The organism is Acidovorax sp. AC410, from assembly GCF_979253235.1.
Map to the genome: position 1 here is coordinate 3,474,628 of NZ_CEEDCG010000001.1, position 14,483 is coordinate 3,489,110.

10 protein-coding genes are annotated in these 14,483 nt (G+C 64.2%); 3 read left to right on the plus strand and 7 right to left on the minus strand.

Features of this window, described 5'->3' with window-relative positions:
* Positions 1 to 11: 11 nt before the first annotated feature.
* The 7 genes from treZ to AC0IZS_RS16215 all read right to left on the minus strand — a co-directional run bounded on the left by treZ (position 12) and on the right by AC0IZS_RS16215 (position 9,552).
* Positions 12 to 1,820 (minus strand): malto-oligosyltrehalose trehalohydrolase, encoded by a 1,809-nt coding sequence (treZ, locus tag AC0IZS_RS16185; protein ID WP_471636529.1) that lies wholly within the window; start codon positions 1,818 to 1,820, stop codon positions 12 to 14.
* On the minus strand, positions 1,817 to 4,009 hold the full coding sequence (gene glgX / locus AC0IZS_RS16190) for a glycogen debranching protein GlgX (RefSeq protein ID WP_471636530.1): 2,193 nt from the start codon (positions 4,007 to 4,009) through the stop codon (positions 1,817 to 1,819). Before glgX ends, treZ begins: the two co-directional genes overlap by 4 nt.
* Positions 4,006 to 5,310 carry a glucose-1-phosphate adenylyltransferase gene (locus AC0IZS_RS16195; RefSeq protein WP_471636531.1) on the minus strand — a complete coding sequence of 435 codons (1,305 nt, stop codon included), beginning with the start codon at positions 5,308 to 5,310 and terminating at the stop codon, positions 4,006 to 4,008. The genes glgX and AC0IZS_RS16195 overlap by 4 nt, the downstream gene beginning before the upstream one ends.
* 21 nt (positions 5,311 to 5,331) lie before the next feature.
* Complete coding sequence (gene glgB, locus AC0IZS_RS16200; protein ID WP_471636532.1) at positions 5,332 to 7,236, minus strand: 1,4-alpha-glucan branching protein GlgB; 1,905 nt, start codon at positions 7,234 to 7,236, stop codon at positions 5,332 to 5,334.
* Between the two features lie 251 nt (positions 7,237 to 7,487).
* Positions 7,488 to 7,709 carry a hypothetical protein gene (locus tag AC0IZS_RS16205; RefSeq protein WP_471636533.1) on the minus strand — a complete coding sequence of 74 codons (222 nt, stop codon included), beginning with the start codon at positions 7,707 to 7,709 and terminating at the stop codon, positions 7,488 to 7,490.
* 113 nt (positions 7,710 to 7,822) lie between these two features.
* Entirely contained in the window at positions 7,823 to 8,788 is a 966-nt protein-coding gene (locus tag AC0IZS_RS16210) for an NAD(P)H-hydrate dehydratase (RefSeq protein WP_471636534.1), read from the minus strand.
* Positions 8,785 to 9,552, minus strand: coding sequence for a histidine phosphatase family protein (locus AC0IZS_RS16215; protein ID WP_471636535.1), 768 nt, complete (start codon positions 9,550 to 9,552; stop codon positions 8,785 to 8,787). The genes AC0IZS_RS16210 and AC0IZS_RS16215 overlap by 4 nt, the downstream gene beginning before the upstream one ends.
* 675 nt (positions 9,553 to 10,227) lie before the next feature.
* Between AC0IZS_RS16215 and AC0IZS_RS16220 the strand changes: the two genes are divergently transcribed.
* The 3 genes from AC0IZS_RS16220 to AC0IZS_RS16230 all read left to right on the plus strand — a co-directional run bounded on the left by AC0IZS_RS16220 (position 10,228) and on the right by AC0IZS_RS16230 (position 14,038).
* Entirely contained in the window at positions 10,228 to 11,181 is a 954-nt protein-coding gene (locus AC0IZS_RS16220; RefSeq protein ID WP_471636536.1) for a methyltransferase, read from the plus strand.
* Positions 11,178 to 12,476, plus strand: coding sequence for a phosphoribosylamine--glycine ligase (locus AC0IZS_RS16225; protein WP_471636537.1), 1,299 nt, complete (start codon positions 11,178 to 11,180; stop codon positions 12,474 to 12,476). Before AC0IZS_RS16220 ends, AC0IZS_RS16225 begins: the two co-directional genes overlap by 4 nt.
* A 170-nt stretch (positions 12,477 to 12,646) precedes the next feature.
* A complete protein-coding gene (locus AC0IZS_RS16230; RefSeq protein ID WP_471636538.1) occupies positions 12,647 to 14,038 on the plus strand; it encodes an iron-containing redox enzyme family protein in 1,392 nt (463 codons plus the stop codon).
* The last annotated feature ends 445 nt before the right edge of the window (positions 14,039 to 14,483 follow it).

Below are 14,483 nucleotides of genomic sequence, written 5' to 3' on the forward strand. Positions count from 1 at the left end.
TGGCTCCTGGCTCATGCCAAACCTTCGGTGCAGGTCCACCGGGCCGACCATGGGGCCCACTGCCGCTCGTCACCTGTCCAGTGGTGGCTGAATACCTCAACGGCAGCGATGTCCGCCGCAGTTGCGGACGGTGTGGCGTCCACCGTGTCTGGTCCCAGGTTCATTTCCATCCTCAGTATTGCTCCGTCCTGGTAGTGCCAGGCCACGCGCAGGCCGCTCTCTCCCACGAACTCCGCCGTGTGGCCCCCTGCGCACAGTTGCTGCGCACGGGGCTGCAACCAGGTGCGCCGCGCCTCCAATGATCGCTGCACCAAGGCCCGGCGAGTCTGCCCGATTGACGTGTCCGATTCGTCCCATTGCAGTCGGCTGGCCTGAAGAGTGGCCACGTCGCAAGGGTCGGGCAGCACGGCATCGCTGGTCACCGCGTGGCCGAACTCGAGCGCGCGCCCTTCGCGCACCGCGTCGTGCAGGCCGCCGTCCCAGTTGGCAAAGTACAGGAACGGTGTGGACGCTGAAAATTCATCGCCCATGAACACCATGGGTGTGGCCGGGGTTAGCAAGGCCAGCAGCAGCGCCAGTTCTGCCCCCTCGGCAGGCGCCAGTTGCCCCAACCGCTCGCCGGAGGCGCGGTTGCCGATCTGGTCGTGGTTGCCGATGAAGTTGACCATGCAGGACAGCGGCACCGGATCGCCACCGGCCACGTTGGCCGCCTCGGGAAAGGCGAAGCCATGGGTCAGCACCCGCGCCAGCAGCACCAGCGGGTGGCGCGCGAACTTGGCATAGTAGCCCTGGGATTCGTCCGTCAGGGCCACATGCACTGCATGGTGAAAATCGTCGTTCCACTGGGCATCGTACAGGCCGGGCTCGGGTGAGGAGGACAGGCGCGCGGGCTGGTTCTTCTCGTTCTCCAGCACCAGGTGCACCAAGCGTCCGCTGGCCGTGGCCAGCTCGCGCACGCGTGCGCTCAATTCCTGCAGGATGTCGGGCCGGCTGTCGTCGGCGATGGCGTGCACCGCGTCCAGGCGCAAGCCGTCCATGCCGAACTCCTCGATCCAGTACAGCGCGTTGTGCACGAAGAAGTCGCGCACCACGGCGCTGCCCTCCTGATCGAAGTTGATGGCAGCGCCCCAGGGGCTGGCATGGCTGCTTGAAAAGAACTGGGGCGCGTAGGCATGCAGGTAGTTGCCGTCTGGCCCGAAATGGTTGTACACCACATCGAGGAAGACGCATATGCCCAGCGCATGCGCTTCGTCGACCAGGCGCTTGAGGTCTTGCGGGCTGCCATAGGCAGCATGCGGCGCGAAGGGCAGCACGCCGTCATAGCCCCAGCCCCATTGCCCGCCAAAGGCGGCCAGCGGCATCAGCTCGAGGGCGGTAAAGCCCAGGGCCGCCAGCTCCGGCAGCTTGCGGATGGCGCCTTCATAGGTACCCAGCGGACTGAAGCTGCCCACATGCAGCTCGTAGAAGACCAATTCGTTCCAGGGTCGGCCGGCCCAGTCCGTCTTCCATTCATGGCTGGCGGGATCGGTGACGACACTGGGCTCGTGCGGCCCCCAGGGATTGCTGCGCGAGGCCGGGTCGGGCACGGTGAGCTTGCCGTCGATGAGCCAGCGGTACGGGGTGCCCGCACCGGCATCGGCCGCGTTCGCCTGCCACCAACCGCCATCGGCCCGGGTAGCGGGGAGGGTACGGGCCGCAGTGTGGGGTGTTGGGCGGTACCACAGGGCTGCCTCCTGCGCCGCGGGCGCCCACAGCGAGAACCGCGCGCCGCCACCGGCCAGCAGCCGGGCGCCGAAGGGCATGGTGTGCGTGCGCCTCATGCGGTCGCAGGGTTGCTTGCTGCGAAGGGTGCCGTCAGTACCGCCATCGAACGCGCGAGGAGGGTGTGCTGCCCGCCGGCTGCCACCGTGGGCGCACCGGCTTCTTCGCCAATGGCCACCACACGGGCATCCCGGGTGTCCAGGCGCAGCGTCCAGCTGCGGCCCGAGCCGTCCGCAGGCAGGGTGAAGATGGCATCGGCGTCGCTGGCGTTGAACAGCAGCATCACGGACAGCTCCTCCTCGGCCACGCTTTCCATGACCGCGCCCACGCAGCGCACGGCAGGGTCGTCCCATTCCTCCGCGGTCATGTCCATTCCCCACACGCTGTGCCAGCCCACGGTGACAAGTTGCGGCAGGCCCGCCTCGTCCACGGGCCAGGTGTGGGGCCGGACCACGGGCAAACCCCGGCGCAAGGCCGCCAGCGCCTGGGTGAATGACTGCAGTTCGCCATGCCGGCCCGCGCGTTCCCAGTCGTACCAAGACAGGGCGCTGTCCTGGCAGTAGCCGTTGTTGTTGCCCTGCTGGGTGCGCCCCAGTTCGTCGCCACCCAGCAGCAGCGGCGTGCCATGGGACATGAACAGGGTGGCCAGGAAGTTGCGCACCTGCCGCGCGCGCAGGGCGAGCACCTCGCTATCCTCGGTCTCGCCTTCGGCCCCGCAGTTCCAGCTGCGGTTGTGCGATTCGCCGTCCTGGCCGCCCTCGCCATTGGCCTCGTTGTGCTTTTCGTTGTAGCTCACCAGGTCGGCCAGGGTGAAGCCGTCGTGCACGGTGACCATGTTCACGCTGGCCGTGGGCCGGCGCCGGCGTGGCTGGTACATGTCGGCCGAGCCGCACAGGCAGGCCGCAAAGGCTGGCAGGCTGCCGTCCGCGTTGATCCAGTAATCGCGCACGGCATCGCGGTAGCGGCCGTTCCACTCCATCCAGCCGACCGGAAAGCCGCCCAGCTGGTAGCCATAGGGCCCCAGATCCCAGGGCTCGGCGATCAGCTTGGTGCGTGAGAGCACCGGGTCCTGCGCCATCGCTGCGAAGAACGGTGCGCTCAGGGTGTAGGCACCGGCCGCGTCGCGCCCCAGGGCCGATGCCAGGTCGAAACGAAAGCCGTCCACATGCATCTCCTGCACCCAGTAGCGCAGGCTGTCCATCACCAGTTGCAGGGCGGGCGGGCTGCTGGTGTTCACCGTGTTGCCGGTGCCGGTGTAGTCCATGCACATGCGCCGGTCTTCCGTCAGGCGGTAGTAGGCGGCGTGGTCGATGCCCTTGAGGCTGAGCGTGGGCCCCAGATGGTTGCCTTCACCAGTGTGGTTGTAGACCACGTCCAGGATCACCTCCAGGCCTGCCGCATGCAGCGCCTTGACCATGGCCTTGAATTCATCGACCCCGCCGTCGGCACCGGCGCGCGCTGCATAGCGCGGCTCGGGTGCGAAGAAGGCCACCGTGTTGTAGCCCCAGTAGTTGGCCAGTTGCATCTCGACCAGCCGGTGGTCGTCGATGAAGGCCTGCACGGGCAGCAGCTCGATGCTGGTCACGCCCAGTTGCTTGAAGTGTGCGATGGCAGCCGGCGATGCCAGGCCCGCATAGGTGCCCCGCAGGTTCTCCGGGACGCCCGGATGGGTCTGGGTGAAACCCTTGGCATGCACTTCGTAGAAAACCGTGTCGCGCGCGGGCACGCGTGGCGGCCGGTCTTCGCCCCAGTCGAAGCGCGAGCGCACGACGCGGGATTTGGGTGCCGTGCGGCCATTGTCCCGGGTGCTGGGCGCCAGGTCTTCATCGGGCTGCGCTAGTTCGTAGCCGAACTGGTCCGTCGCGCCGCGCACTGGCCTGTCCAGCGCCTTGGAGAACGGGTCCATCAGCAGCTTGGCGCTGTTGCAGCGCTGGCCGGCCTCGGGTTCATAAGGCCCGTGCACGCGCAGGCCGTACTTCTGGCCTGCCTTGACGCCCGCCACATGGCCATGCCACACATCGTCGGTCAAGCAGGGCAGGGCGATGCGCTCCATCTCCCTGTCATTCTCGGAGAAGAGGCAGACTTCCACGCGCGTAGCCACCGAGGAATACACCGCGAAGTTCACGCCCATCCGGTCCACGGTCGCCCCCAGGGGCCAGGGGCGGCCGGGGTCGACTTGCCTTGTGGGACGCGCTCGCTTGGGCTGGGTGGTAGGCAAGGGGCCCGTGGCATGTACCTCGGGCTTCATGCAGCAGCTTTGTAGTCGCTGCCCAGGGATGCTGGCACGGGTTGGCGCACCCGGTCCACCTTGAGCGTGTTGCTCACGATGCTGCTGCGCACCGGAAAGAACTGCCGCGGCACGACCACAATGCCGCTTTCCGTCACATGGAAGCGCCGACGGTCCTCTTCTTCATCGAAGCCGATGCGTTCGCCGGGCGGAATGTCATTGTCCTGGTCGATGATCGCGCGGCGCACATGGGCACCCCGGCCGATGCGCGAGCGCTCCATGACGATGCAGTGTTCAAGCCGTGCATCGCGCTCCACCAGCACAGAGCGGCGCAACATGGCGTGGTCGAGCGCAGCGCCATCGACGATGCTGCCCGAGCCCACGACCGAGCGGTGGATCACGCCATTCTCGATCTGGGCCGATTCCGCCTGGTCGGGGCTGGCGTAGATGGGCCAGTCGCGATTGGTCATGCGAAAGCGCGGCGTGGCGCCGAGGGTGTCGAAGTGCGCGTCGAAGTACGCGTCAATGGTGCCCACGTCACGCCAGTATGCGTGTTCTTCATACGAGGCTGTACCCGGAATCTCGTTCTGGGTGAAGTCGTACGCCATGAGCCGGTGCGATTGCAGCATGGTGGGCAGGATATCGCGGCCAAAGTCGCTGTGGCCGGTGGCGTGCGCATTCTTCAGCGCATCGAGCAGCACGTCGGCATTGAACAGGTAATTGCCCATGGAGGCCAGGGCATGCGTGCTGCTGCCAGGCATCGGGCGCGTGTTCTTGGGCTTCTCGACGAAGTTGGCAATGCGGTGGTGGGCGTCCACCTCCACGATACCGAACTGGTTGCACTGCGACAAGGGCACAGGCAGCGTGGCCACGCTCACATGGGCCTCGCTGGCGCGGTGAAAATCCACCATCTGGCGCACGTCCATGCGGTAGATGTGGTCAGCGCCGAACACGGCCACGATGTCGGGTTGGAAAGACTCGATCAGGTGGATGTTTTGGTAGACCGAATCGGCCGTGCCCTGGAACCACTCAGGGCCGTTGCGCATCTGCGGCGGCACCACCGTCACGAAGTGCTGGGGGATGAAGCGCGTCATGGTCCAGGAGCTGCGTATGTGCTCGATCAGCGACTGCGACTTGTACTGCACCAGCAGGTAGATCGAATAGATCTCCGAGTTGACCAAATTGGACAGCACGAAGTCCACGATGCGGTGCTTGCCATTGAAGGGCACTGCAGGTTTGCAGCGCTCGTCCGTCAGGGGGTGCAGGCGGGAGCCTTCGCCCCCTGCCATCACGATCGCCAACACATTTCGGGTACGCGACATAGCATCAGCTCCAGTGAAGAATCAAGCCCTTGTGGGGCGGTTGGAAAGAAGAACGGTCGAAAGAGGGGGCACGGTCAGGTGCACGTGGGCCGGTTGGCCTTCGAGCGGAGTGGGCGTTGCATCCACTCCGCCAAAGTTGCCCATGCCGCTGCCGCCGTACGCTTCGGCATCGCTGTTGAGCAACTCATGCCAGTGCCCGGCCACCGGCACGCCAACCCGCAGTGCGGCGACAGGCTGCGGCGTCAGGTTGTGCACGGCCAGTACGATGTCGTCGCCAGCGCGGCGGATGAAGGCCAGCACGGTGGTCTGGTGCGGTGCCATGGGCGCCCAGGCAAAGCCTTCGGCGTCGAAATCGTGTGCGTGCAGGGCAGGGCGCTCGCGGTAGATGCGATTGAGGTCGGCAACCCAGCGCGCCATGCCGCTGTGGCGGGCCTTGGCCCACAGGTGCCAGTCGAGAGTCCGCTCGTGGTGCCACTCGTCGACCTGGCCGAATTCGCCGCCCATGAACAGCAGCTTCTTGCCAGGGTGCGACCACATCATTCCGTACAGCGTGCGCAGGCCGGCAAAGCGCTGCCACTGGTCGCCGGGCTGGCGCGATAGCAGGCTGCGCTTGCCATATACCACTTCGTCGTGCGAGAGCGCCAGCACGAAGTTCTCGTCGAAGGCGTAAACCATCGAGAAGCGGATATCGCCCTCGTGCCAATGGCGATGACCGTGGTCACGCTGCATGTAGCGCAGCGTGTCGTTCATCCAGCCCATGTTCCACTTCATGCCGAAGCCCAGGCCGTTGGCATCCACAGGGCGCGATACCCCGGCCCAGGCCGTGGACTCTTCGGCGATCACGTGCACGTCGGGGAACTCGGCGTAGACGGCGCAGTTGAGGTCCTGCAAAAACCGCACGGCTTCCCAGTTCTGGTGCCCACCATCGGCGTTGGGTACCCATTCACCGGGCTTGCGCGCGAAGTCCAGGTAGAGCATGGATGACACCGCATCCACGCGAATGCCGTCGAAGTGGTACTTGCCGAGCCAGAACAGCGCGTTGCCGATGAGGAAGTCGCGTACCTCGTAGCGGCCGTAGTTGAAGATCAGGCTGTTCCACTCGGGGTGAAAGCCCTTGCGCATGTCTTCATGCTCATACAGAGCCGTGCCGTCGAAGCGGGCCAGGCCATGCGCATCCGATGGAAAGTGCGACACCACCCAGTCCAGCAACACGCCGATGCCGTGCTGGTGCAGGGTATCCACCAGCACCATCAGGTCCTGCGGATCGCCATAGCGCGCCGTGGGTGCGAAGTAGCCAGTGGTCTGGTAGCCCCACGATCCATAGAAAGGATGTTCTGTGATGGGCATCAGCTCCACGTGCGTGAAGCCCAGGGCGATGCAATGGGCAGCCAGGCGTTGCGCGATATCACGGTAGTTGAGAAAACGCCCGCCTTCCTGGCGCTGCCAGGATCCCAGATGCACCTCATAGATGGACATCGGCGCGCCCAGCGCCTGTCGGTCGGCGCGTGCGGCCATCCAGGCGCGGTCGTTCCATTCGTAGTCGAGCTTCCAGATCTGGGAGGCTGTGCCAGGAGGATGTTCCTGCCGGGTGGCGTAGGGATCGGCCTTTTCGGTCCATTGGCCGTGGGCATCTTCGATGCGGTACTTGTACAGGTCGCCATGGCCGGCCCCTTCGACGCGCGCGCTCCAGCGGCCGGAACCGTCCTGTGCGCGTTGCATCGCCACAGGCATCCAATTGCTGAACGTGCCGATGAGTTCCAACTGCTTGGCGTTGGGGGCCCACACTACGAAATGAGTGCCTGTGGAGTCCGCATGGGCACCCAGGACTTCGTACTGCCGGAAGTGGGAGAAAGCCGCAGCCTCAGGGGCTGCAAGAGAGGTTGAGTGCGCTGCGGCGTTCATGGCGGAGGGGTGGTTGGCCTCCATGTTCTGCTGCAGTGCAATATGGATTTGCCAGATCTCCAGCACTGTTGCGGTAGGCGTTTGCCTACAAACGGTTCTTGTTGACGTGCATGCCAAAAAGCCTCCCGCAGTGCATAGAGGAGCTCTGAGCACCTCACCGGGGAGTAATTCCTAAGTCACCGATTCCGATACCCATCATGACGAAGCCGCCAGGATGGGACTTGCATTCGGGCCTCCTTGACGGAGAGGACGCGCCGCATCTCAAGGAGCACGGTTTAGTGACGGTCCTTGCTTTTCAAATTCGAATCGACGGCTTTGCTTGCCTTGCGGTCTCGTTCAAGTTGCTCTTCCACAAGCTCCTTCTCCACAAGGTCGGGTTGCTCTTCGTCTGGAGTAGTGTCATGGTCCATTTTTTCGCCTGAGCCGGGGGAAAGGCGGAACTGACCGATGACCGGAAATGGCCAGGACGAAAGCGAGGATTGGATACTGATCGTCATTTGTTTCTCCCACCCAGCGCAGAATGGTCGCCAGGACCCGCCATTTTTTGTGAAGGGCGGCAGCGCAGTGGTAAGACACAGCCCCTCCCTTTCGTAGCTAGGAGGTGCATCTTTCACACGTCGCGCCTAGAGCCATAGGACCTCGCAGCTCGCGTTCCACCGTTAGCACTGTGCGGACGCGGACAACTGTGTGCGGCCAGCAGTCGCGGTATTTGATCTGCGAGCTCTCGCGCCAAGAATCCCAGCGGGCCTTGACGGCGCGCGAGCGTCCGGCCAGCCAGTGCGTGAAGCACTACGCCCCATGCGCATGCTTGCAGAGTAGGAGTACCACGGGCCGCAAGGCCTGCGATGATGCCAGCGAGAGTGTCACCTGACCCAGAAATTGCCAAGCCTGGCGTGCCTCCTTTGTATCGGTATGCAGCGCCGCGTGGCTCAGCCAAATATGTGTCTGCCCCTTTGAGCGCGATGCATGCTCCCCAAAGATTAGCAGCGGATCGCGCAAATTCAAGCGGGTTGGCGACAACCTGTTCCTTTGAGTCGCCAGTGAGATGCGCCATTTCGCCGCAGTGAGGCGTCATCGCAATCGGCTGTGCGAAGCGCATTCCCTGTGCAGCTGACATCGCATACGCGTCCAAGACGATCACGCTGTTTTGAAAGTGCGGTAACAGCTCGCGCACGAACTGCACTGTTTGTGCCTCGCCGACCATGCCGGGACCGATCACCACTGCGCTGACTTCGTCGCCCAGACTGGCGAGGCGTCCGGCTTCGCTGGGCGAGATCGCCCCACTCCTTACCTCGCCCAGGCCAATGACCCTCGCTTCCGGCATGGCAAGCGCCAAGCCCTGGGCCACGCATCGGGGCACCGCCATCGTCAGTTTCCCGGCACCCGCCCTGAGTGCTGCGGTGGCTGCGAGGAGCGCCGCCCCCGGTATTTCTGCACTGCCGCCGACGACAAGTACGTGCCCTCGCAGCTCCTTGTCCGCTTCGGAGGCAGTCGCGGGAAGCGGCCAGCGCGCTAGGTGCGACGCTGTCAGCGGGCGTGGGCGGTTTGTACTTCGAGAGACCTTGTCGTCGCTCACGGTTTGGGTCCTGTAGGAATGTCAGCCGCAACCGTGACTGGCGTGGCAGCCTCCTGCAGCGGCGCAAGGAAGTTGGCTTGGATCAACTTCATCCCTGCTGCCTGCGCCGGGTCATCCGGGCTTTGCAGCCTGTAGATGGTGACGGCGCAGTTCGGAACATCGCCTTGGCGATCAATGTCGAGGATCTGGCGCTCGTCCATTTGCTCAATCAGGTAGCGCATGCAGTTGACGATGACCTGGTGCGCCACTACCAGCACGCGTTGCCCAGCGTATTCGCGTGTGACCATTTCCTGCAGGCTGCGCAGGCGCAGGATCACGTCGCACCAGCTTTCGCCGCCAGGCGGGCGAAAGTAGAACTTGCCCACGTGTGTGCGTTGCTCGTCGAGTGCAGGATGCTTCTGCTTAATCCCGTACCTGGTCAGCCGGTCCAAGACGCCGAATTCCTTCTCGCGCAACCGCTCGTCAAGGCGAAGGCTACAGTCCTGCAAACCGCTGTGCTTCACCAACAGACGCGCGGTCTGCACGGCACGCACGTATGGAGAACACAGCACTACTTCAGGCTGGAAATCGCCAGGCTGCCGGCCAAACCACTGGCCTAATGCGATGGATTGCTGCTCGCCAAGGTCGGATAGTGGTACGTCTATGTCGCGCCAGGCCAAGTCGATCATTTCAAGCCCGGCCGACTCGGCCGCATCCCGCGCTACGTTGCCTGCGCTCTGACCGTGGCGAACGATCCAGAGCTTATGGGGCCATTGTGTCTGCACGGGCCTCTACCTGCAGCAGGTCGCGGAAAGCAAGCGCAAATGCAAGGCAATGCGCTCGTCAAAAGTGCGCGCCACGCAGGAGGGCGCATCTTGGACTGCGGCGGCGCATTCCAGAAGGCCCGCACCTAGTGCGGGCCATGGCGCCCCGGCAGTCCGGGAGTGAGCGTCCTTCCGCCGGCGAATGTCATTGCTTTCTTGCTGCAGGGGCATTTGAACTCTCTTCTTGTGTTCAGGAGCTTTTCAATCTTCCGGCCATGCTTTTGGTGTGGCTGTCAGTGTCAGCGTTGAAAGCGGGTGGTAAGCCTCCTACGCAGCGGGCATCAGATTTGCCGTTTCTCCTACACATCTGCGCAAGCCCCAGTTCCATGATGGATTCTGTATGGAGGTGCTTCATGTTCCTGTCCCCGCATTCCACTTTCCGCGCGGCGACCATCATCGGTGCCGGCTTGTCCATGGTCGCCTACGGCGCATCGGCTTCCGTCGGACTGATTGAGCCAGCAGAGACAATGATTGCTGGGGAGGAGGCGCCGTCTGAGGTACAACCGATCAAAGTTGGGCCTGAAGGCGACTTAGCCCAATGCCTCGGGCACCGGCTGGAGGTCCACTTATTCAAAGGATGCTGAACAATTGCACCGCACCGGCGACGTCGACCAGCCCTAAATAACGATCAGCATCATGAATGATCACTGCGTTGCCCGGTTGGTAGACCTGGGCAATTTCCTGAAGTCAAGGCATTACGAATTCACTACTCCCACGCCGTTGACCCACCATCGCGTATTGCGCAATCGCGTGGAAAAAGCGGGGCGGGATTTGCGCGACATTTTCGGCTGGAATTTGCCGTTCGATGGCGCGTTGCTGCCATTGCCATTGCGTGACCAGCTTGCCAGGGAAGGACTCACTCAATTGCAGGATACGGGCGTGTACCAAAGCACGGTGCGCGTCAGTAGCTTGGGAGATGAGCTTTACGTCCATTCGCGGTTCCCCACGTCGGAGGAGGACGCCGTTTTCTTTGGCCCTGACACCTACCGTTTTGCGGCACTGATTGCTCAAGAGTTGGCTACCCAACCGTTGGGAGCGCACGGTCGCATCCTGGACATGGGCTGCGGTGGCGGGCCGGGCGGCATTGTTGCGACGCGCTCTGCAGGGGGCCGTGTCCATGAAGTGGTGCTTGCCGACATCAACCCTAAGGCCTTGGCCCTGGCCAAAGCCAACGCACGCCTTGCACAGGTGGAGTTCTGCACCTTCGTCCAATCTGACCTGTTCCAAGGCATCACGGGCGACTTCGATTTGATCGTCACCAACCCGCCGTACCTGGTCGACGCAGAGCGGCGCACGTACCGGCATGGCGGCGGCGACTACGGCGAAGGGCTGTCGCAGCGCATCCTGGAGCAATCCATCGCCCACCTCAGGCCTGGCGGCCGCCTGATCCTCTACACCGGCAGTGCCGTGGTGCAGGGGGTAGACCCGTTTTCCGTATGGGCCGCCGGCATTGCAGCACGCACGGGCTGCGCGTTCACGCGCCGCGAGATTGACCCCGACGTCTTTGGCGAAGAACTCGACCGGCCCGAGTACGCAGGGGTGGACCGCATCGCCGCCATCGGGCTCGTGGTGCAAAGGCCACCGGCGTGAGGATTCTGGGCATCGGTGACTGCAACGACCTGGCTGCCATGTACGGCGGCATGCAGGCGCGCGGCCACGAGGTGCGGGTGTTCGTGCGCGACCCGGCCAGCCACGGTGTGTTTGCCGGCATGCTCACGCGCACCCATGATTGGCAAAAGGAGCTGGGCTGGATCAGGGAGGCTGGGCCCGAGGGCCTGATCCTCTTCGAGACGGCGGACCAAGGCGCTCAGCAGGATGCGCTGCGCAGGGACGGCTTTCAGGTTATCGGCGGCAGCGCCCTGGGCGACCGGCTGGAGGCCGAGCGCGAGTATGGCCAGGCCGTGCTGCGCGAGGCGGGCCTGTGCACCGCGGCCAGCCACTCGTTCACCAGCTACCGTGAGGCCTCGGACTTCCTCGCCTCGCGGCGGCAGCGCTACGTGCTCAAGTTCAACGGCGCCAACAGCCCGCGCACGCGCAACTACATCGCCCAGAAGGGCGACAGCAGCGACCTGGCCGCGCTGCTCCATTTCTACAGCGCGCACGAGGCACCTTTACCGCGCCCGGACTTCGTGCTCATGGAGTACATCGACGGCATCGAGATCGGTGTCGGCGGGTATTTCAACGGCACGGATTTCCTGGAAACTGCGTGCATCGACTTCGAGCACAAGCGATTCTTTCCGGGTGAGTTGGGCGAGCTGACAGGCGAGATGGGCACCGTGGTCAGCTATGCCGGCAGCGGCAGGCTGCGTGACCAGGCGCTCAAGCCCCTGGCGGGCGTGTTGCGCGATGGCGGCTACTGCGGCTACATCAACGTGAACCTGATGGCCAATGCAGACGGCCTCTGGCCGTTGGAGTTCACCAGCCGCTTCGGCTACCCCGGCTACGCCATCTGCGAGCGCCTGCACCGGGAGCCGTGGGAAGCCATCTTCCAGAAGATGCTCCACCGCTCGGCCACCCATTTCGACACAGTGCCGGATTTTGCCGTGGGCATCGTGTTGACGGTGCCGCCGTTCCCCTACACCCAGGGATACGAGGAAATCTCCAAGGGCATTCCCTTGATCCTGGACGAGGGCCTGTCGATCGCAGAGCGCGCGGCCATCGCCTTTGCCGAGGTGGAACTGCGCCAGGGCGCGCTCATCACCAGCGGCACTAGCGGCTATGTGGGCGTGGCCACCGGCTGCGCGCCCACCGTGCAGGCGGCACGCGCCAGCGCGCTTGCGTTGGCGCGAAAGGTCTACGTGCCCAACCTGCGCTACCGCGAAGACATCGGTGTACGGGTGTCGGACGAGGCCCTTGGCAATCTGCGGCGGTGGGGCTACTTGTAGGCGCCAGAGGTATACCGTAGGAGGCCGCTCACGCGGATCGGAGCGCTGGCCCGATGGTGGCGCAGGCGGCGATGGCCCACCCTTGAGGGCATACCTACCCATAACACGCCATGTACCTCCATCTTCAGGAACGCCTTCGTTCCGAACCGACCATCGCCCCTTTTGCTCCCATGGCATCCGCCCCGGCTGCGCTCCATGCGCAGCTGTACGACCGTCTGGCCAACCACATTCCATCGCTGCAGGAGCGTGAGGCCGCAGCCGATGTCCTGCGCCGCACCCTGCAGGACGTGGCTGCGCAGGAGGACGACCTTCCCGACAACCCCGCCGACCTGACGGCCTGGATGGAGGCCAACATCCAGAAGGTGCACGGCCAGTACCAGGCCTATCTGGACGAGCGCAGGGCCGGTTCGCCGCGCCGCTATTTCTCGAATCGCGCGCATGCCCTGTACTTTCTGCGCAATGTCGCGCCCACCAAGCTGGTCGATGGCTCCTGGCTGTACGGTCTGTGCGCACATGCCGACAACTCCCGCCTGTCCGACCTGGTCACCACCTATGTGGAAGAACTGGGCGATGGCCTGGCCGACAAGAACCATGTGAAGCTCTACCGCGCCTTGCTGGCCAACTATGGGCTCGACCCGGTCGACGACCTGCCCGACGCTCTGTACCAGCAAGGTCTGGTGCAGGTGGCACTGGGCTGGAATGCGCAGGAGTTTCTGCCCGAGATCGTGGGCTTCAACCTGGGATATGAGCAGTTGCCCCTGCACCTGCTCATCACCGCCTACGAGCTCAACGAACTGGGCATCGACCCCTACTATTTCACCCTGCACGTCACGGTCGACAATGCCGACACCGGACATGCCAAGCGCGCCTGCGTGGCGGCGCTGGAAGCCGCACCGCGCATCGACGATGGCGGCGACTACTGGCGCCGGGTGCGTGCCGGCGCCAAGCTGGGCAACGTGGGCGTCAGCACACTGGACGTGATCAACGGTTTCGATATCGACAGCGAGGTGGTCGCCATCCTCGCGCGCAAGGCGCCATCGGGCCATGGTGCGCACTCCGACTTCTGCAAGGTGGCGGGCCGCAGCGTGAACGACTGGCTCTCCAGCGCCGAAGATTTGCCGCAGTTTCTGGCCGCACTGGAGCAAGCGGGCTGGATCAAGCGCAACCAACCGGTGACCGACAGCCGCTTCTGGCACCTGCTGCAGGGCGAGCGCGCCGAGATGTTCGGCGTTTTCTCGCCCTACGAACTGCAGGTGATCCACGACTGGATCCGCGGCCCGGCCAGTGCCGATGGGGCACCCTTCGAGACCGGTGCCACGCCTGGCACCGGGAAGCGGCAGATGAGCTTTCGCGTGGCCGAGCGGCTCAAGGCTGCCCAGGGTGGGCGGTCCGAGCCCGCTGCGGCGGGGCTGGACACGGACCTGGAAATCTTCGAGCAGCGCTATCCCACGCTAGGCTCGGCCGAAAGGCGCGACTTGCTGGTCCAGGCCATGTCGCCGGCCCTGCACTGGACTCCGGTGGGCCTGCTGGCCACCAGAATGTTCCTCGACCGTTCAGTCTAGTCAAAAACGGGGCCTAGCTGGATCCACGCGCATTTGTGGGCGACGACGCTCGAAAGCCTTGCTATCGATCAACCTGACTATCGATGGGGTCCATAAATTCAAGGAAGGCATGGAGCGCGCTGATGCAACAATGCAATCCGCGTGTGGCCGCCAGGATCAAGGAGGGCGACTGCATCGCAGCCAGGGATTGGCAGGCAGCCCAGCCAATCGGTCGACGGCCCAAAGTGGCCTTCCGCTTGACCCCTCAAGGGAACGCGCCTAGTCTCGAACCATGTCTGAACACGGACCCATCATTCTCGGCATGGACGCCACTGAGTGGGCAAGCCTCGCGCAGGGCGCCACGCATGCAGCCGTGAGAGAGGCCCTTCGCGTGGGTATGCCGGTGACCGTAATGGTCAATGGGGAGGTGCGAACAACATATCCCAGCGAGCCCTGCGCGTTGGAG

Bases quoted from the DNA above. Each gene is read 5' to 3' on its own strand.
- glgB (WP_471636532.1), bottom strand. From the start codon at position 7,236: ATGGAGGCCAACCACCCCTCCGCCATGAACGCCGCAGCGCACTCAACC.
- AC0IZS_RS16205 (WP_471636533.1), bottom strand. From the start codon at position 7,709: ATGACGATCAGTATCCAATCCTCGCTTTCGTCCTGGCCATTTCCGGTC.
- AC0IZS_RS16230 (WP_471636538.1), top strand. From the start codon at position 12,647: ATGGCATCCGCCCCGGCTGCGCTCCATGCGCAGCTGTACGACCGTCTG.
- AC0IZS_RS16195 (WP_471636531.1), bottom strand. From the start codon at position 5,310: ATGTCGCGTACCCGAAATGTGTTGGCGATCGTGATGGCAGGGGGCGAA.
- glgX (WP_471636530.1), bottom strand. From the start codon at position 4,009: ATGAAGCCCGAGGTACATGCCACGGGCCCCTTGCCTACCACCCAGCCC.
- treZ (WP_471636529.1), bottom strand. From the start codon at position 1,820: ATGAGGCGCACGCACACCATGCCCTTCGGCGCCCGGCTGCTGGCCGGT.
- AC0IZS_RS16220 (WP_471636536.1), top strand. From the start codon at position 10,228: ATGAATGATCACTGCGTTGCCCGGTTGGTAGACCTGGGCAATTTCCTG.